The organism is Amycolatopsis sp. NBC_01307 (assembly GCF_035975215.1).
GTDB lineage: Bacteria > Actinomycetota > Actinomycetes > Mycobacteriales > Pseudonocardiaceae > Amycolatopsis.
Genome location: NZ_CP108403.1, coordinates 6,058,590 through 6,075,547, shown reverse-complemented (window position 1 = coordinate 6,075,547; position 16,958 = coordinate 6,058,590). Strand labels below are relative to the sequence as shown.

The following is a 16,958-nucleotide window of genomic DNA, read 5'->3' as shown; positions in this document are numbered from 1 at the left end:
ATGTCCGGCGGTCAGGCCGCGGCACGGCCGAGGTCCGGGAACGAGTGGACGGTCAGGGGCAGCCCGCCGCCGAGGCGCAGCGACATCATCGGCTCCGGCTTGACCGCGAACCCGGGCACGGTGTCGAACCGCAGGTCGCGCATCAGCGTGGAGATGATGAAGGTGGCCTCCATCATCCCCAGGTGGTTGCCGACGCAGAACCGGGGACCGGCGCCGAACGGGATGTGCGCGTAGCGCGGGCGATCCGACGTCACGTCCGGGTCGAACCGCTCCGGGAGGAACCGGTCCGGCTCAGGCCAGTACCGCGGGTGCCGGTGCAGGATGTACGGGCAGATCAGCACTTCCGAGCCCGCGGGCACGTGGTACCCGCCGACCTCGTCGTCGGCCAGCGCCCGGCGCGGCAGGATCCACACCGGCGGGAACAGCCGCATGGCCTCCTGCAGCACCATGTGCGTGTAGCGCAGCCGGGTCAGGTCCTCGTAGGCCGGGCGACGGTCGCCGTAGACCGCCACCGCCTCCTCGTGCAGCCGCTCCCGGACCTCCGGGTGCCTGCTCACCAGGTCCAGCGTCCAGCCGACGGTGCTGGCCGTCGTCTCGTGCCCGGCCAGCAGCAGCGTCACCAATTCGTCGCGCATGCGGCGGTCGGCGACCCGTTTGTCGGATTCCTTGGCGGTGGAGGCGATGAGCCGGGTCAGCACGTCGTCGCCGGTCGCGGACGGCCGGGCCTTCCGCTGCTCCACGAGGAGCCCGACGACGTGCTGGAGGTGGTCGCGGCCGGCGCGGAACGCCCGCTGCCCCTTGAGCGGGAGCCACCGCGGCACCATGCCCAGCGTCTCCATCTCGAACATGGCCTGGTCCTGCACGGCCTCGAAGGAGTGCTCGACCGCGTCGAACGCGCTGAGGTCGGTGTCCAGCAGGGTGCTGCCGAGCACGCCGAGGGTCAGCGCGGTGATCTCGGACAGCACGTCCACCGGCGCGCCGGAGTCCCGGTGGGCGGTGAGGCGCTCGACCAGGCTGAGGGCCTCGTCGATGATCACGTCGGCCTGCGCGGCGATCCGCTTGTGCTGGAACACCGGCTGGATGGTGCGCCGCTGTTCCTTCCACAGCGCGCCTTCCGACGTCAGCAGCCCGTCGCCCAGCGCCCGCTTGGCCTCGGTGTAGCCGATGCCCTTGTGGTAGTTGGCCGCGTTGTCCGCGAGCACGTGCTTGGCGTGGTCGGGGTGGTTGAAGATGTAGAGCGTCTTCGGGCCGATCGACACCCGCACCGCGTCACCGTATTCGCGGACGGCCTCGCTCATCAGGCCGATCCGGTCCGAGCGGAGCTTGCGCAGGATCCCGGGGGCGGCCCGGCGCGGCGGTCCCGGGGGAACGCGGCGGGGGCTGCCGGTCATGCCGTCGGGGCGGTCGAGCCGGGCGTGGGCAGGCCTTGCTTCGAGGTGCTGTTCTGGTAGGCCGCGAGCCGCCACTGGCCCTCGGTCCGCACGGCCAGCCAGGACGAGCGGATCGCCTGCGCGGCCGACACCTCGGTCTCACCGGCCGCCAGCACGCCGCCGGACGACAGCAGCAGCGCGACGTCGGGGCCGAGGAAGCGCAGGCCGATCGGCTTGCCGACGACCTGGGTGCCGGCGTACGGGCCCTCGAAGGCCTCGGCGAAGTACTCCTTGATGTCCTGACGGCCCTGGCGGAAGACGCCGGGCAGGATCAGCGTGCCGTCCTCGGTGAACAGGTCGGCGATCGACGCGGCGTCCTGGTGCGCCCAGGCCGCGAGGAGCCGCTGGGGGATGACTCCGATGGCCGCCTGGTCGGCGGCCGGCACCTCGGTGGTCGTCATGGCGCTTCCTTTCGGGCGAACGGCGGGACGGCGGCGGGCACGGGAAACCGGCCGGACGGCGCGGCTTCCCGGTCACTCGTCCACGTTCGCACCGCGCACCGCCCGCCCACGTCTCCCGCAGTGCGGCGGTGCCGGGCCCGCCCGGGCGCCGCAGCGCAAGTTCGGAGATGAGCCCGGCGGGTGTCCCGGGGCAAACTGGAAGCTGTTTGGGCCGGGGTGTCAGCACGGCCCGGCACGGGCCGGGGCCCGCTACCCGTCTCGGGTAACCCCGCGGACGTTTGGTTGGGAGGCCGGCGGATGGCGATGCGCCTCCAGCTCATCGAGGGAACCGAACTGCTCGACAAGTGGGCCGAATCGGCGTCACAGGCCCAGCGAAATGTCATGTACGAAGCATTGTTCGCCGTCGGCGACGGTTCCGCATTCCTCATTTACGACATTTTCGGCGATCCCGGGGACCGCGGTATTTTCGTGGTCGCGGTGCGACCCGATCTGGTCCTCAAGGTCCTGCTGCGGCGCGCGGACTCCTCGTTCGCGATTCGCTACGTCGGCCTGCCGGACAGCGAAGCAGCCGGTCTCGGCGGTGAGGTCGGGCCGCCCGTGGAGGAGCCCAGCAGCCCGGACGGCGGCTAGGCCGAACGGCCTAGCGCCGCCCGCCGCCCGGCGGCCGGGCGTCACGCGCTGTGGATGTATTCCTCACCTTGACAGCGTCTCTCGGCGTGTGAAAGCCTTTTCTTGTTTGCGGGTCGGTCCGCATTCTGGGGGATCCTTGGTTAAAAGGAGGACGGACCATGTCGTCACCCGAGTTGCCCGGACTGGATGTCCACGGACGCGTGCGGGCTCGTGACATCCAGATGACCGGAACGGCCGATCTCGGCCGCCGCGTCCTGATGATCACCGGCGCCATCGACACGACCGACCACGACGTCTCGATCAGCGTCACCCTGCCGGAGCCGGGCCGCTGGCAGGTGATCAAGGCCGAGACGAACCTGACCGACCGCACCTGGGTGGCCATGCAGGCCGTGCTCGACGAGGACTCGACGTTCGTCGACGACCCCGGGACCGCGGTGATGTCCCCGCAGTTCGCGAAGAGCTTCATGACGCCGGACCAGCGCCGCCTCACCTTCTACGACGGTGAGGTCCGCCCGGGCGAAGCGGTGCTCAAGATGTATTCGATGGAGACGAACGGTCGCAAGCCGGGGTACTTCTACTCCCGTTACAGCCCGATCGCCTCCGACAGCGCCGAGCAGTCGGAAGCGATGCTGAGCCAGCTGGTCAGCGACGGGATGCAGCAGCGTCCGGTGATCGAGCTGATCGTGCCGATCACCGTCGTCGGTTGAGCCCGGCGGGCGCGGCTGTGAGTGCGTCATGATCAAGTTCGTGCCGGAGCCGCACCTGCTCGAGTCGCCGCGCGGGCGTGACTGGCCGCGGCTGCCGCGCCCGGCCGTCCGCGACCGGCGCGAGGGGCCGGCGAACTCCGCCGAAGTCGTCATCGTCGGCGCGGGCCCGGCCGGGCTCGCGGTCGCGTCCGCGCTGTGGCACCACGGCGTGCGCGACGTCGTGATCATCGACCGGGACGGCCGCCCGTGCGGCCGGTTCTTCGACCGGATCGACCGGCTGGGCCAGCGGGTCCTCCGCTCGCCGTACGAGCACCACCCCGGCGTCGAGGGGTACCGCGACTGCGAGCTGCTGGACTTCGCGCGGCTGCACTGGGCGCGCCTGAGCGCCACCGAGCGGCGCGAGGTCCGGATGGCCCAGGCGGGGCACCGCTCGGTCGTGCCGGTCGACGTCTTCGAGGCCTACTGCGACCACCTGGCCACCAGCCACCACGTCGTGGAGAACACCTGGCCGGGATCGGTGCGCGAGGTGCTGCCGACCGACGACGCGGTGACCGTGCGCGCGAACCGGTTCACCGTGACCGCCCGGCACGCCGTGCTCTGCCTCGGCGAAGAACGGCGTCCGGCGCCCGAAGCCTGGTGGGGTGGCGGCCGGCCGCCCGCCGGAGTGTCCTATTGGGACGAACCGGTGGCGCCGGGCGGGCAGAGCCAGGTCGTGGTCGGCGCCGGGCTCACCGCGGCGCACCTGATCGCCGGCGCGCTCGAGGCGGGCCGGCAGGTGCACTGGGTGGTCCGCGAGGCCGGTGAGCACTACCAGTGCGCCGACGTCAACTCCTCGTTCTTCCGCCCGGAGGGCCGGGCGCGCTTCGACGGCGTCGACCGGGCCGGGCGGCTGGACCTGATGCGCCGCTTCCGGCGGGCCTCCATCATGTTCGAGTTCCGGCCCCTGCTGCAGCGGGCCGAAGCCGACGGACGGCTGGTCGTGCACCGCGGCGAAGCGGTCAAGGAAGTCGACGCGGGCGTGGTCTGCCGGCTGGAGAGCGGCCGGACGATCAAGGCGGACACCGCCGTGCTGGCGCTGGGCACGACCCCGTCGATCGGCAGCGGTCTGCTGCCGTCGGCGGTCGTGGGCGAGCGCGACGGCTGGCCGGACCTGGACGAGCGGACGCTCCGCTACACCCGCGCCCCGCGCGTGTCGGTGGTGGGCGCGGCGGCCGGACTGGTGTTCGGCCCGGCCGCGCGCAACATCGACGGCCACCGGGTGGCGACCGCGCGGGTGGCCGCGTCGATCGCGCACGGCCTGCGCCACGGCCTCGTCCCGGCGGTGGCCGGTGCCCGATGACCTCCGGTTCGCGCTGGCCTCGATCGACGACCCGGACGGCACCGAGGTGGGCGTCATCCTGCTCGGCCTCGACGCGGAGCGGCTGCTGGCCGGCGTCGGGTCCGCCCGGCTGGCCGACGACGACACGGCGCTGGTCACCCAGGCCGTCGACCAGGCCCGGCACGAGGTGGCCGGTCCCCGTTACGCCGACCTGATCGCGGCCGGGCGGGCCCGCTGGCGCGCGGTCCGGGCGTCCCTCGCGAGCCTGCCCGTCGCGGCGAACCCGGCTTCCCCGCGGCGCGCCTGGGCCGAGACCGCCGCGCACGTCGCCGCCGCCGTCCCCGGCGCCGGACCGGCCTCCATCAGCTACCTGACCGCCTGCACGCTGCGTCGCCGGGAGGTCGACCGGCTCGCCGACGAACGAGGAGAACCCGATGTCCCACTTGAAGGCCCTGCCGGCTGAGACCGCCCTGCTGGACGTGTTCCGGGCCTACCCCGGCCCCGCCGGGCCGCTGCTGGACCTGCACGAGCAGGTGATGCGGGCCGAGTCCCCCTTCACCCCGGGGGAGCGGGAGCTGATCGCGGCGTACGTCTCGGGCCTCAACGGCTGCGACTACTGCCACGGCATCCACACGGTCACCGCGGAGGCGTTCGGCGTCCCCGAAGGGCTGCTCGCCGCCGCGGTGCAGGACCTCGACTCCGCGCCCGTCGACGAGAAGATGCGGCCGGTGCTCGCCTACGCCGGCAAGCTGACCCGCACGCCGTCCCGGGTGACCGAGGCCGACGCCGAAGCCGTGTTCGCCGCCGGCTGGGACGAGCGCGCGCTGCACGACGCGGTCCTCGTGTGCGCGCTGTTCAACTTCATGAACCGGATGGTCGAGGGCGTGGGGCTGCGCGCCGACGCGGCCTACGCCGAGGTGTCGGGCCGGCGGCTGCACGAAGTCGGCTACGCGGGCTTGGGGAAGGTGCTCGCCGCGGAGAGCTGAGCCGCGGGCCGCCGGAATCGAGCACGACGGCGGGTGCGCAACCGTGGAGACGCAGCTAGCGGCCGCCCTGCCGGATGCTCGGTTCCTCGGGCCACCGCCACGGTGGTCGCGGCCGGCGGAAGGTGCGGAATCATGGTCGTCGTGATGGCTGCCGATGCCACGGAAAATGACGTCGAGGAAATCGTCGACCGGGTGGCGGCCGCGGGCGGCGAAGCCTTCGTCAGCCGCGGCGTGAGCCGGGTGGTCGTCGGGCTCGTCGGCGACGTCCACCGCTTCGAAACGCTCAACATCGGCGCGATGCCGGGCGTCCACAGCGTCACCCGCATCTCCGCCAAGTTCAAGCTGGTGAGCCTGGAGCACCACCCGCAACGGTCCACCGTGTACGTCCGCGGCGTGCCGATCGGCCCGGACACGGTGACCCTGATCGCCGGGCCGTGCGCGGTGGAAACCCCGGAGCAGACGCTGGAAGCGGCGCGGATGGCGCAGGCCGCGGGCGCGACCTTGCTGCGCGGCGGCGCGTTCAAGCCGCGCACGTCGCCCTACGCCTTCCAGGGCCTCGGCGAGCTGGGGCTGAAGATCCTGGCCGACGTGCGGGCCGAGACCGGTCTCCCGGTGGTCACCGAGGTGGTCTCCGCGCACGACGTCCCGATGGTCGCCCGGTACGCGGACATGCTGCAGATCGGCACCCGGAACATGCAGAACTTCGGACTGCTGCAAGCGGTCGGCGAGGCCGGCAAGCCGGTGCTGCTCAAGCGCGGCATGAGCGCGAGCATCGAGGAATGGCTGATGGCGGCCGAGTACATCGCCCAGCGCGGCAACCTCGACATCGTGCTGTGCGAGCGGGGGATCCGCACGTTCGAGACCGCGACCCGCAACACCCTCGACATCTCCGCCGTGCCGGTGGTCCAGCGGCTTTCGCACCTGCCGGTGATGGTCGACCCGTCGCACTCCGGCGGGCGGCGCGACCTCGTGCTGCCCCTGTCGCGCGCGGCGGTCGCGGTCGGCGCGGACGGCGTGCTCGTCGACTGCCACCCCCACCCGGAGCAGGCACTCTGCGACGGCCCGCAGGCCCTCGTCGCCGAAGACCTGCGGATCCTGCAGAGCTCCCTGGAAGACCTCGCCGCGGTGCTGGGCCGGCAGTCGCCGGCGTGGCGGACCCGCAGCGCCGGCTGAGCGGACCCGGGCGCGTCCGGATGTCAGGTCCCCCAAGGGATTGCGCACCGGCGACCCATCGCTTCGCCACGGAGGGGGAGCATCTCCGGCGTTGCGAGCACGCAGCAGCGGCGGAGATGTGCCGGTGTGCCAACCGTTCCTAGTGTCGGGCAGGCACATCTCGGCGGCTCGACGGGGAGACACGCATGCGAGTACTGCTCACGTCCGCGGCCCTGTGCGGGCATTTCTACCCGCTCGTCCCCCTGGCGTGGACGTTTCGCGGTCTCGGCCACGACGTACTGGTGGCCGTCGCCGACGACTTCGTCCCCGAGGTGCTGCGGGCCGGGCTCCCCGCCGCCTCGTGCGGCCCCGCGGCGGACTTCGCCGGCCTCGCGGTCGGCGGCGCGACCGACCGGCTGTCCGCGCGGCGCTACGGCAACGGCCGGGTGTTCGGCCGCAACGCCGCGCGCAACCTGCCGGGCCTTCTGTCCATTGTAGACTCGTGGCGGCCGGACCTGGTGCTCGGCGAGCGGGCGGAGGCGGCGGGCCCGGTGGCCGCCGCGGCGGCCGGCGTACCCGCGGTCGAGCTGCAGTGGGGCATCCCGCTGTTGCGCGAGTACCGCATCGCGGCGGAGGACGAGCTCGAGCCGCACCTGGACCGCCTGGGCGTGGCCGCCGCACCACCGCCGATGACGGTGCTGAACCCGTGGCCGCCGAGCCTGCGCCGCTCGCACGCCGTGCGCCAGCGCCGGATGCGCAACGTGCCGTACGACGGCCAGGCCCGGGTGCCCGACTGGGTGTGGCAGCCGCGGAAGCGGCCACGGATCTGCCTCACCCTGGGCACCGTGCTGCCCCGGTTCGGTCCGGGCGGGGGAGCGGAGGTCGTCATGCCGATGCTGCACGCGCTGGCCCGCCTCGACGTCGAGGTGGTGGTGGCGGTCGAGGACGAGGTCGTCGCCGCCTGGCCCCCGCTGCCCGCAGTGGTGACCCACGCCGGCCGGCTACCGCTGTCCCACGTGCTCCGGGCGTGCGACGTCACCGTCCACCACGGCGGCCAGGGCACATCCCTGACGGCCCTCGGAGTGGGCACGCCCCAGCTGGTACTACCGGTGTTCGACGACCAGCTGGACAACGCGGCGGCCGTAGTGTTGTCGGGCGCCGGCCTGAGCCTGCCGCCGGGCGAGGCGGACCCGGCCGTGGTGGCCGACCGCTGCGCCGAGCTGCTCGAGAGGCCGGCGTTCCAGCAGGCCGCGGCCGCGATCGCCACGGAGATCGCGACTCAGCCGTCCCTGGCCGCCGTGGCGGTCGACCTGACGGCCCTGGCGGGTCCCGCACGCCGGCTGAACGCCGCATGACGCGCTTCCGGTGAACAAGAGCAATCCAGAGTTGCCAGCGGAGTCACCGCCTCCTGCCCTCCCGGATAGGCGGTCCACCTTCCGCGCCGCACGCCGTGAACTCGCAGGCGCCCCACGGATTCCCGGCTGTTCCGGCGTCGGTGCCGAGCCGCGACCGCCTGCCGACCAGGATGACAATCCCGTTCACGCCGGGACATCGGGGAGCCGAAGGGTGAATTCCCTTCGGCCGCAAGAATCTTGGAGGTCCGGGCGGGCCCGGCGCAAACGAGGAGATGCGCGAACCGGGTCCCCGGGGGCAGCCTGGAAGGGGAAGTTTTCCGGACGCCGGCCCGGTTTCGCGCGACTGGTGTTCCTTCTCGTCCGCTCCCTTTTGGAGGATATCTTGGCCACCACGATCCCGACGCGCGAGGAAATCGTGCGCAAGGTGTCGGACCTGCTCCCGTCGCTGCGCAGCCGCGCGGCGTCGGCCGAGGAGAACCGGCGGCTGCCCGAGGAAACGATCGAGGCGCTGGCCGACGCCGGGGTCTTCAAGCTGCGTCGCCCCAAGCACTTCGGCGGGTACGAAGCGGACACCCGGACGATCACCGAGGTCGCCACCGAGCTCGGCCGCGGCTGCGGCTCGACCGCCTGGGTCGCGTCGGTGTACTGGATCCCGACCTGGATGGCGTGCCAGTTCCCGGACGACGTCCAGGAAGAGGTGTTCTCGACCCCGGACACGCGCATCTGCGGCACGCTGAGCCCGACCGCGATGGCCACGCCGGTTGACGGCGGCATCGTCGTGAACGGCAAGTGGGGCTTCATCAGCGGTGCCCACCACGCGCAGTGGCAGGAGATCATCGCGATCCTGATCCCGCCGGACGGTGAGCCGTACCCGGTGACGGCGCTCGTGCCGATGTCGGACCTGCTGATCGTGGACGACTGGGACACCGCGGGCCTGCGCGGCACCGGCAGCGTCAGCACGTTCGCGAAGGACTTGTTCGTCCCGCAGGAGCGGGTGCTCCCGCTGCCGGTGGTGCTGTCCGGCCAGGGCGCGTCCCAGCGCAACGCGGACTCCCCGATCTACCGCCCCCCGCTGATGCCGGTCGCGGCGGCGTCCTCGACGGGCGCGATCGTCGGCATGGCCAAGGGGGCCATGGACGTCTTCCTGGACCGCCTGCCCGACCGCAAGATCACGTACACGAACTACGAGAGCCAGCGCGAGGCCCCGATCACCCACTTCCAGGTGGCAGAGGCGACGCTCAAGCTCGACCAGGCCGCGTTCCACGCCTGGCGCGCGGGTGAGCTCGTGGACCGCAAGTCCGAAGAGGGCACCGAGTGGAAGCTGGAGGAGCGGGCCCGCACCCGTGCCGACGTCGGCAGCGTGATCCAGCTGTCCAAGGAGGCCATCGGGATCCTCGCCAACGCCAGCGGCGGGACGTCCATCTACAAGGGAATCCCGATCCAGCGCATCAACCGCGACATCCTCGCGGTCAACCAGCACGCGCTGATGCACCCGAACACGAACTTCGAGCTGTACGGCCGCGTCCTGTGCGGCCTGGAGCCCAACACGCTGTACGTCTAGTCCCGGTCGAGACGGGGCCGCTACCCGCATCCGCGGGCAGCGGCCCCGTTCCGCTTCCTGGAGGTCCGATGTTGGTAGGCATCACGGGCGGCACGGGATACGTGGGCGCCCACTCGGCGGCGGCCGTCCTGCGGGCGGGCCACCGCGTCCGCCTCCTCGTCCGCGACGAGTCCGCAGTGGAGCGTGCGCTGGCACCCCTAGGCGTGGACGCGGGAAACGTGGACGTCGTCACCGGCAACGTCCTGGACCGCTTCAGCGTGGACCGCCTGGTCCGTGGAACGGACGCCGTTCTGCACGCGGCATCGGTGTATTCGTTCGACAGCCGCGCACGCCACGAACTGGCCCGGACGAACGTCGCCGGCACGGAGCGGGTCCTGGAAACGGCCCGCCGAGCCGGAATCGGCCGGATCGTGTACGTCTCCAGCTTCGGAGCGCTGCTGCCGTCCCCCGGCAAGGTCCTGGACGCGGATTCCCCGGTCGGCCGTCCCCGCGAGAGGTACCTGGCGGCGAAGGCCGCGGCGGAGTCAGTGGCCCGCGCTCACCAGAAGGCGGGAGTCCCGCTGACGATCACCTACCCACCGGCGCTGCTGGGCCCCCACGACCCCAAGCTGGGCGACCAGGTGACGCGGCTCCGCAACACGTTGCGCCACTTGATGCCGATCTGGCCGACGGGCGGCCTCCCGATGGGCGACGTCCGCGACACAGCAGCCCTCCACGCGACGTTGATCACGGGCACCGGCCCGGCAGGCGGCCGCCACTTCGGCCCCGGACGGTACGTGAGCACCCGCGAGTTCATGGCCACGCTGCGAGAGGTGACGGGCCGGGCCCTACCCGCGATCCACCTACCGGCCCGGGCGATGCTGCCGCTGGGCGCGCTGGTGGACTGGGCGCAACGGGCATGGCCGTGGCACATCCCGGCCGAGTACGGCGCGATCTACACGTGCGCCTGCGCGGCCCAGGTGCCCGGCCAACCGGGCCGCCCGCTGGCGGAGACGCTGGTCGACACGATCCGCTGGCTACACGGCGAGGGCCTGCTCCCAGTCCGAGCTGCGGGAGCTGCGGCAGCCGAGGGATTGCGCGCGGCTTGAGGGACGTGGAGCGCGCGGTCTCCGCGTGCTGCGCACGCTTGCCTGCCGCGCCGGAGAAAGTTGCCGGCCTTGACCGCATCTCGCTCGCCTGTGGTGCTGGGGAAGCCTGTTGGACTTCACCGCATCACGCTCGCCTGCCGCGCCGGGGATAGCTGCTGGACCTGAGCGCTTCGTGCTCGTCGGCCGCGCTAGGGAGGCCTGCCAGGCGGCTTGACCGCATCACGGTCGCTCGTCGCGCCGGGAAGGCCTGCTGGGCTTGACCGCTTCGCGCTCGTCGGCCGCGCCGGGACGCCTGCTGGACTCGACCGTATCGCGCTCGCCTGCCGCGCCGGGAAAGCTTGCTGGTTGACCGCACTGCGCTCGCCTCCAGCACCGGGGAAGCCTGCTGGTTGACCGCACCGCGCTCGCCCGCCGCGCCAGGGGAGCGCTGTCGGGCTTGACCGCTTCGCGCTCGCCTGCCGCGTGCGGCAAGCTGTCCCGACTTGACTGCGCAGCCCTCGGCAGGCTCTGGCCGGCGGCCCCAGTGCGAGCGGTAGACGTGGCCACCGGCTCCGGTGGTCGAGTCCTCTTCCCGACCTGTCGGGCCGCCTGCCCGGAGCTGCCACCCGGGGCGTGGCCCAGTGGCAGGGCGGGCCCGGATGGGCCAGTGGCTGCCGGGCAGTGTCAGGCGGCGTCCGATGTGGAGTGCGGGTCCTCCGTTGCCTGCTCGGGCGTTCGGGGGTCGGGTTCGGCGGTGGGCGGGGTGCGTTCGGCCAGGTATCGGAGCTTCGTCAGGTGGCGTCGGACCAAGCCTGCTCGGCGGGCTTCGTCGAAGGCTGTGCGTGTGATGGCGTTCTCCCTTCGCCGGCGGTGGCGGCCGCCTGGTGATTCCTGGTTCACCGTGGGCGTCTTCCTTTCTGCGTTTCGCTCGATCGGCTTGCTCAGCGGGCGTTGGCCTGATCGCTCGGCGTGACGGTTCGGCTGCGGAAGGGCGCGAGCAGCCACCGAACCGGTCAGGTAACAAGGTTGTCTCGGATGGGTTCGGCCGGAGAGCGTTGGGCCACCTGGACGCACACGCGGTGCGACTTCCGGGCTCAGGCAACCGGGAACGAAAACGGTGACCGTCCACAGTGGGAGTACGGCCGAGAAGGGGGCGGTGTGGGGCCGATCACTCGCGCGGTGGACGTCGTGCGCGCTCGCGCACGACGTCTTCCCTGGTGGCGCCCCCGGCAGGACTCGAACCTGCGACCTAGAGATTAGAAGGCTCTTGCTCTATCCAGCTGAGCTACGAGGGCCCGCGCCGACGGACCGCGCCGACCGTGCCGGTCGCCCGGCATCGGCAGCTTAGTCGTCGCCATCCTCTCGATCGTTCGACACCGGCGAATCGTTTCAGGTCTCGTTCGACGGAATTTCGGAGTTCGGCGGCGTCGAGGTCAAAGCGGTGCGGCGTCCCGAGGTCGCGGACCGGTGCGCGAAAGTGGTGCGGACCTTTCCGCGCGGTGGTCGAGGATCCGCGGGTTCCACCCGGTCGGGTGAGGTCCCGGCCGTGGGGCCGGGAGGGTGTGGCGGGGCATGGTGTTCGACCCTTTCGAGGAGCGGCGCGCGGACTGCCGGTGACGCGCGGGAGTTGGCTGGTGGAGGTGCTTCGGACTGTCAGGCTGGCGGCGCGGGCGATCGGCCTGGCGCCGTGAGTCGGGTGTGGTCACCGGTAGGTGATGGTTGCGGGCTTGCTCGCCGCTGGTGGCCGGGGCTTGTGGACGACTGGTGGTGCGCCAGGGCCTTGGCGCTGGGTGTGTGCGGCGCCTGGGTGGTGGGCCCGTGGGCGCGCCCTGCCGCTGGGCGCGCCCACGGGCGGGGCCGCTTCGGGGCAAGCGGCCCCCCGGGGCTCGGCTGTCGCCTGGCGAGCCGGCTCGCTCCATGGAGCTGGCGGTCTGCCGGGCCCTGGTCGGGGATTGCCGCTCCTGAGGTCGCGCGAGACGGCTCGGGAGCAGCAGGTGGTCGCAGAGGACCACGTTCGGTGGCTTCGCTTGGAAGCGCCAGTTCGTGGCCGGGCGGCCACGGCTGGACGGTTTGATGCGCCCCGGCCCCGGCCCCGGCCCCGGCCCCGGCCCTGGCCCGCGGTCGGCTTGGCCTTGGGCGCGGACCAGGCGCTGAGAAGATCGCGCGAGGTGCGGTCCTGTCTGGTGCTGCGGTCGGATCGGCTGAGTCTTGGTCACGGGCACACGCCGGGCTTTCGCCCGATCGCGTGGAGTCCGGTCCGGCCGGCTGGTCGCGTGGGCCGCGGTCGAGGGCCGCCGTCTCTGGTGCTGAGCGCGGGCTGGTTGCCGGGCTCGGTGGTCGGCTGCGTGGACCGCGGTCCGAAGAGGCGGTGCGGGCTACTCCCAGATCTTGATCGCGCGGACCACGAACGGGGCGTTCGGGACGTACGTTCCCGCACCCGGGTAGGTGATGAAGTCGCCCTCTGTTGTGCATTCCTCGCTCTGGTAGACCGTGACGTCGCGGCTCATCAGGTTGACGAACGACGATCCGTCGAATCCCTCGGGCAGGGGAATGCAGTCCTCCGGATTCGCGGTGCGCAGGTCGAAACGCTGGGCGTCACCCGAATAGTGGTCGGCCGACCAGATGCAGAATTCGCCCTTCTTGCAGACCGGGTCCGGCTGGGACGGGGCGGCCTGGGCGACTCCTGCGCTGGTCAGGAGGCCGACCGTGGCCAGGAGCAGCAGGTGCGGCAGGCGGGCGCGGAGGCGGCGTGAAGACATCGTGGATCCCCTCGGGAGTGCGGCCGGTGGGCCGCGGTGAATGTGTGATTCCAGGTTGGCGGGTTTGCGGGGAGTTGTCAGTACGCACTTTCGAATCTGTGGACAACGGACGGAAACGAGAATGGTTGTCCACAGATCTGCGAATGGTCTTGATCAACAGGCGTGGCAGTGCTAGGCGCGCGCTGTGCCGGTGCGGATCACCAGCTCCACCGGCATTTCGGCGGGGCCGCCCAGGTTGCAGGCGTTTGACACCGTGGCGCGCGAGACCCCCGGACGGCGCGGGGAGCGTCGGACAGCAGCGGCCGGTCCTCGGCGCAGTCCTCCTTGCCTCAGCGTCACCGAGGCGATTCAGTCACGCTGAGGAAAGAGCTGAGGCCAGAAGGGGGTCCGATGCGGGATCGGGTCGCGGTGTTCACCGTGTTCGCGCTCAACGGGCTTGCCCTGGGCTCCTGGGCCTCTCGCACGCCCGCCCTGTCCGCGCACGTGCACGCCTCACCAGGGGTTTTCGGGCTCGCGCTGCTGGGCGCCAGTGTCGGCATGCTCGCCGCCGCGTCGGTTGCCGGGCGGCTTGTCGAACGGGTCGGGGCCCGGGCGGTCGTCGCCGGGAGCACCGTGCTCGCCGCCGGCTCGCTGGTGCTGATCGGGTTCGCGCCGGACGTGCCCCTGCTGGCCGGTGCGCTGCTCGTGATCGGGGTCAGCGTCGGGCTGCTCGACGTCGCGATGAACGTGGCCGCGGTCGCCGTCGAACGGCGCGTCGGCGTGGCGATCATGCCCGTGTTCCACGCCGGGTTCAGCTTCGGCGCGCTCGCCGGGTCGCTGGCCGCGGGCCTCGCCGCCGGGCACGGCTGGTCGCCGGCGCGGCACCTGACCGTCGCCGCGATCGTGGCCGTCCTGGTGCTGCTGGTCGTGGTCCGCGCGGTTCCCGGCAGCCGGCCCGAGCAGGCGAAAGACGCCGCACCGGGCCGGGCGCCCATCCGGCGTCCGGTGCTGTGGCTGCTCGCCGCGGTCGCGTTGTGCTCGGCCATCGCCGAGGGCGCGTCGTCGGACTGGTCCGCGTTGCTGATGACGGCCGAACGCGGGGTCGGCCAGGGGGCCGCGGCGCTGGCGTTCGCCGGGTTCCAGCTGGTCATGGCCCTGTCCCGGCTCGCGGGGACGTGGGCGCAACGCCGCTTCGGCCCGACGCGCTGCCTCGTCGCGGGGTCCGCGCTCGCCGCTCTCGGGCTGCTCGCGACGGCCACCGTGCCCGTCGCCGCGGCCGGTTACGTCGGGTTCGCGCTCGCCGGGGCCGGGCTCGCCGCGTCGTTCCCGCTCGCGCTGAGCCTCGCGGGTGACGCCGGGAAGCGCGGGGACGGCACCGGCGGCGAGCGTGAGATCGGCTTCGTCACGGCCATCGCCTACACCGGTTTCCTCGGCGGTCCGCCGGTCATCGGCGGCATCGCGCAGGTGAGCGACTACAGCGTGGCCTTCGTGTTCGTCGCGCTCGTGGCGGCCCTGATCCTGCCCGCCGCGCTGGCCGCCCGCCGGTCGCGACGGCGCGAGGACGCGGCCGCGATCGTCGGCCGCTAGCCGTTCCCGATGCGAAATCCGTGCCGCCAACCGGGTTTCAGCCACGCCCCGGGCGTTGACAGGCTCGCGGTGGGAGAGGCAAGCTGAGCCCCGTCGGTAAACTGAAATGAATACGGCGACGTTTTCATTTCAGTTCGGCTGATCGGGGTAGGGGCCTCGGTCGCGGGAGGGACGTCGTGAGGGTTGTACTGCTCGGCGGCGCGGGGGCGCTCGCCGGCGTGAGCGGGCGCTTAGGGCCTGGGCTTTCGCTGGTCCAGGGCGCCGTGCCGCGGCTCGTGCTGATCCCGGTCGTGTTCCGGCTGGCGCTGTTCGTGCAGGTGGTGTGGGCCGCGGATACCGTCACCACGCCCGTGCTCTGGTTCGGGGTGGCCGGCTACCTGGTGCCGAACCTCCTCGAGATCGCCTGGGTCTTCCGCCGCACCACCGGCATCCGGCCGGTCCTGGCTGCCGACACCACGTACACGGTGGTCACGAGCGTGGCCGCGGCCTTGTTCGCGGCGCACCCGTCCTTCGCCGACCTCCTGACCCTGACCTGGCCGAACATCATGGGCACGGTCATGATCTGGACGCTCCTGCGCGGCGCGCTCGCCGGTGGCGCCGCGATCGCCGCGGCGGTGCTCCTGCGGTACGTGCTGGCCGCGCTGTCCGGCACGGCGGCGCCCGCGACGTGGATCCTGCTCGCGCTGGTCGCCGCGGCGGCGACGTCGCTGGCCATCGTGGTGCTGGTCGCCGGCTCGATGCGGTTCGCGCTCGGGCTGGGCGAGCAGCGCGGCCGGGCCGCCGAACGCGAACGGCACCGCCGCGACGTCCACGACACCGTGCTGCAGGTGATGGAGGCCCTCGCGCTGCCCTCGCCCGGCGACCTGCGCGACCCGGGCGCCAGCCTCGACCAGGTCCGGCGCACCGCCCGCGCGCACGCCCTGCGCCTGCGGCTGAGCCTCGAAGGCGACGCGCCGGCCGAGCCGGGTGGCCTGGAGCACCGGCTCGGCGCGCTGGCGGTCGAGATGACGGCCGAGGGGCTGCGGGTCGACCTCGTGGTGCTCGCGAAGGTCACTGACGTCCCCGAAAGCCTCGTCAACGCGCTTCACGACGCCGCCCGCGAAGCCCTGCGAAACACCTTGAAGCACGCAAGGACGCCTCGAGCCGTGTTGTGCCTCGAAGAGACCGGAGGCGTCGTGACGGTGTCCGTGCGCGATCACGGCACGGGCTTCGACCTCGGCGCCCGCCGTGCCGGGTTCGGCATCGAGAACTCGATCCACGCGCGGCTCGCCGAGATCGGCGGCGCGGCCCGGATCGACTCGGCGCCGGGCCAGGGCACCCGCGTCGTGCTGAGCGCCCCGCTAGAGCTGCGTTTCCCCGTCGGGTGAGTCCCGCCACTGGCCGAACGGCCGGTCCAGCGTCCACTTCCCGTCGTGCTCCTCGAGCACGCGGTATTCGCAGGTCCCGGGGTTGGACAGCGATTCGAAGAGTTCGACGCTCCAGCCGAACAACCGGCGGCACAGCAGCCGCAGCGTGAGGCCGTGCGAGACGATCAGCACCGTCTCCGGGTGACGTTCGTCGCGCCGCTGCAGGTCCGAGAGGAACCCCGCGACGCGGTCGTCGACGTCGGCGCCGGACTCGCCGAAGGGCAGCCGGTAGTAGAAGTGCCCGAACTCGTTGCGCCGCGCCTTCTGGACCTCCTGGTCGGCCGGGTCCTGGAGGTTGCCCCAGTCCTGCTCGCGCAGCCGCGGCTCCTGCAGCAGCCGGTCGCACGAGGCCTCGATGTCCAGCAGCCGCAACGTCTCCCGCGTGCGCAGGTAGGGGCTGACGTACACCGCGGGCCGCGCGTCGCCGAGCAGCCGGGCGATCTCCGGCGCCACCGCGGCGGCCTGCGCGCGGCCCGCGTCGGTCAGCGGCAGGGCGTGGTCGGGGATCCGCGTGTAGGCGCGCTCGTCGACGTTGCCGAGCGACTCGGCGTGCCGCAGCAGGATCATCTTCACGCACTCCATCCTGCCCGTCACACGGACGTCACCGCGGCTGGGCATAC

At 72.4% G+C, this 16,958-nt stretch carries 15 protein-coding genes and 1 tRNA gene; 11 read left to right on the top strand and 5 right to left on the bottom strand.

The genetic code is table 11. The features are described from left to right. Positions 1–11: 11 nt before the first annotated feature. The gene (locus OG439_RS26060) at positions 12–1,391 is read right to left on the bottom strand and encodes a cytochrome P450 (protein WP_326943464.1); all 1,380 of its coding nucleotides are present in this window, start codon (positions 1,389–1,391) and stop codon (positions 12–14) included. Continuing rightward, a complete protein-coding gene (locus tag OG439_RS26055; protein WP_326943463.1) occupies positions 1,388–1,831 on the bottom strand; it encodes an SgcJ/EcaC family oxidoreductase in 444 nt (147 codons plus the stop codon). The genes OG439_RS26060 and OG439_RS26055 overlap by 4 nt, the downstream gene beginning before the upstream one ends. A 297-nt stretch (positions 1,832–2,128) precedes the next feature. Here OG439_RS26055 and OG439_RS26050 point away from each other — a divergent pair, with 297 nt between their 5' ends. From OG439_RS26050 to OG439_RS26010, 9 genes are all read left to right on the top strand, one after another. Further along, positions 2,129–2,461: a DUF6235 family protein gene (locus tag OG439_RS26050; protein ID WP_326943462.1), complete on the top strand. Its 333-nt coding sequence runs from the start codon at positions 2,129–2,131 to the stop codon at positions 2,459–2,461. Positions 2,462–2,682: 221 nt separating this feature from the next. Beyond that, complete coding sequence (locus tag OG439_RS26045) at positions 2,683–3,168, top strand: DUF6423 family protein (RefSeq protein WP_326951620.1); 486 nt, start codon at positions 2,683–2,685, stop codon at positions 3,166–3,168. 28 nt (positions 3,169–3,196) lie between these two features. Further along, positions 3,197–4,507, top strand: coding sequence for an NAD(P)-binding protein (locus OG439_RS26040; protein WP_326943461.1), 1,311 nt, complete (start codon positions 3,197–3,199; stop codon positions 4,505–4,507). Then, on the top strand, positions 4,497–4,949 hold the full coding sequence (locus tag OG439_RS26035; protein ID WP_326943460.1) for a DUF6187 family protein: 453 nt from the start codon (positions 4,497–4,499) through the stop codon (positions 4,947–4,949). Before OG439_RS26040 ends, OG439_RS26035 begins: the two co-directional genes overlap by 11 nt. Then, a complete protein-coding gene (locus OG439_RS26030) occupies positions 4,921–5,472 on the top strand; it encodes a carboxymuconolactone decarboxylase family protein (protein WP_326943459.1) in 552 nt (183 codons plus the stop codon). The genes OG439_RS26035 and OG439_RS26030 overlap by 29 nt, the downstream gene beginning before the upstream one ends. Positions 5,473–5,616: 144 nt before the next feature. Beyond that, positions 5,617–6,645 carry a 3-deoxy-7-phosphoheptulonate synthase gene (gene aroF, locus OG439_RS26025; protein ID WP_247055480.1) on the top strand — a complete coding sequence of 343 codons (1,029 nt, stop codon included), beginning with the start codon at positions 5,617–5,619 and terminating at the stop codon, positions 6,643–6,645. A 185-nt stretch (positions 6,646–6,830) separates the two neighbouring features. Then, complete coding sequence (locus tag OG439_RS26020) at positions 6,831–7,979, top strand: nucleotide disphospho-sugar-binding domain-containing protein (RefSeq protein ID WP_326943458.1); 1,149 nt, start codon at positions 6,831–6,833, stop codon at positions 7,977–7,979. A 382-nt stretch (positions 7,980–8,361) separates the two neighbouring features. Further along, complete coding sequence (locus OG439_RS26015; protein WP_442792221.1) at positions 8,362–9,540, top strand: acyl-CoA dehydrogenase family protein; 1,179 nt, start codon at positions 8,362–8,364, stop codon at positions 9,538–9,540. Between the two features lie 68 nt (positions 9,541–9,608). Next, positions 9,609–10,628 carry an NAD-dependent epimerase/dehydratase family protein gene (locus OG439_RS26010; protein ID WP_326943457.1) on the top strand — a complete coding sequence of 340 codons (1,020 nt, stop codon included), beginning with the start codon at positions 9,609–9,611 and terminating at the stop codon, positions 10,626–10,628. A 1,197-nt stretch (positions 10,629–11,825) separates the two neighbouring features. On the opposite strand, the gene OG439_RS26005 is transcribed toward OG439_RS26010, so the two are convergent. After that, positions 11,826–11,902: transfer RNA gene (locus OG439_RS26005), tRNA-Arg, on the bottom strand. A gap of 1,080 nt (positions 11,903–12,982) precedes the next feature. Further along, positions 12,983–13,366 (bottom strand): peptidase inhibitor family I36 protein, encoded by a 384-nt coding sequence (locus tag OG439_RS26000; RefSeq protein WP_326943456.1) that lies wholly within the window; start codon positions 13,364–13,366, stop codon positions 12,983–12,985. Positions 13,367–13,756: 390 nt separating this feature from the next. On the opposite strand from OG439_RS26000, the gene OG439_RS25995 reads away from it, so the two are divergent. Continuing rightward, positions 13,757–14,932, top strand: a complete 1,176-nt coding sequence (locus OG439_RS25995; protein ID WP_326943455.1) for an MFS transporter — start codon at positions 13,757–13,759, stop codon at positions 14,930–14,932. Between the two features lie 176 nt (positions 14,933–15,108). Beyond that, entirely contained in the window at positions 15,109–16,299 is a 1,191-nt protein-coding gene (locus OG439_RS25990; protein ID WP_326943454.1) for a sensor histidine kinase, read from the top strand. Here OG439_RS25990 and OG439_RS25985 read toward each other — a convergent pair. Next, a complete protein-coding gene (locus OG439_RS25985) occupies positions 16,273–16,911 on the bottom strand; it encodes a phosphoglycerate mutase family protein (protein ID WP_326943453.1) in 639 nt (212 codons plus the stop codon). The two genes, OG439_RS25990 and OG439_RS25985, sit on opposite strands and share 27 nt — an antisense overlap. Positions 16,912–16,958: the final 47 nt, after the last annotated feature.

Bases quoted from the DNA above. Each gene is read 5' to 3' on its own strand.
- OG439_RS26060 (WP_326943464.1), bottom strand. From the start codon at position 1,391: ATGACCGGCAGCCCCCGCCGCGTTCCCCCGGGACCGCCGCGCCGGGCC.
- OG439_RS26055 (WP_326943463.1), bottom strand. From the start codon at position 1,831: ATGACGACCACCGAGGTGCCGGCCGCCGACCAGGCGGCCATCGGAGTC.
- OG439_RS26050 (WP_326943462.1), top strand. From the start codon at position 2,129: ATGGCGATGCGCCTCCAGCTCATCGAGGGAACCGAACTGCTCGACAAG.
- OG439_RS26045 (WP_326951620.1), top strand. From the start codon at position 2,683: ATGACCGGAACGGCCGATCTCGGCCGCCGCGTCCTGATGATCACCGGC.
- OG439_RS26040 (WP_326943461.1), top strand. From the start codon at position 3,197: ATGATCAAGTTCGTGCCGGAGCCGCACCTGCTCGAGTCGCCGCGCGGG.
- OG439_RS26030 (WP_326943459.1), top strand. From the start codon at position 4,921: ATGTCCCACTTGAAGGCCCTGCCGGCTGAGACCGCCCTGCTGGACGTG.
- aroF (WP_247055480.1), top strand. From the start codon at position 5,617: ATGGCTGCCGATGCCACGGAAAATGACGTCGAGGAAATCGTCGACCGG.
- OG439_RS26020 (WP_326943458.1), top strand. From the start codon at position 6,831: ATGCGAGTACTGCTCACGTCCGCGGCCCTGTGCGGGCATTTCTACCCG.
- OG439_RS26010 (WP_326943457.1), top strand. From the start codon at position 9,609: ATGTTGGTAGGCATCACGGGCGGCACGGGATACGTGGGCGCCCACTCG.
- OG439_RS26000 (WP_326943456.1), bottom strand. From the start codon at position 13,366: ATGTCTTCACGCCGCCTCCGCGCCCGCCTGCCGCACCTGCTGCTCCTG.
- OG439_RS25995 (WP_326943455.1), top strand. From the start codon at position 13,757: ATGCGGGATCGGGTCGCGGTGTTCACCGTGTTCGCGCTCAACGGGCTT.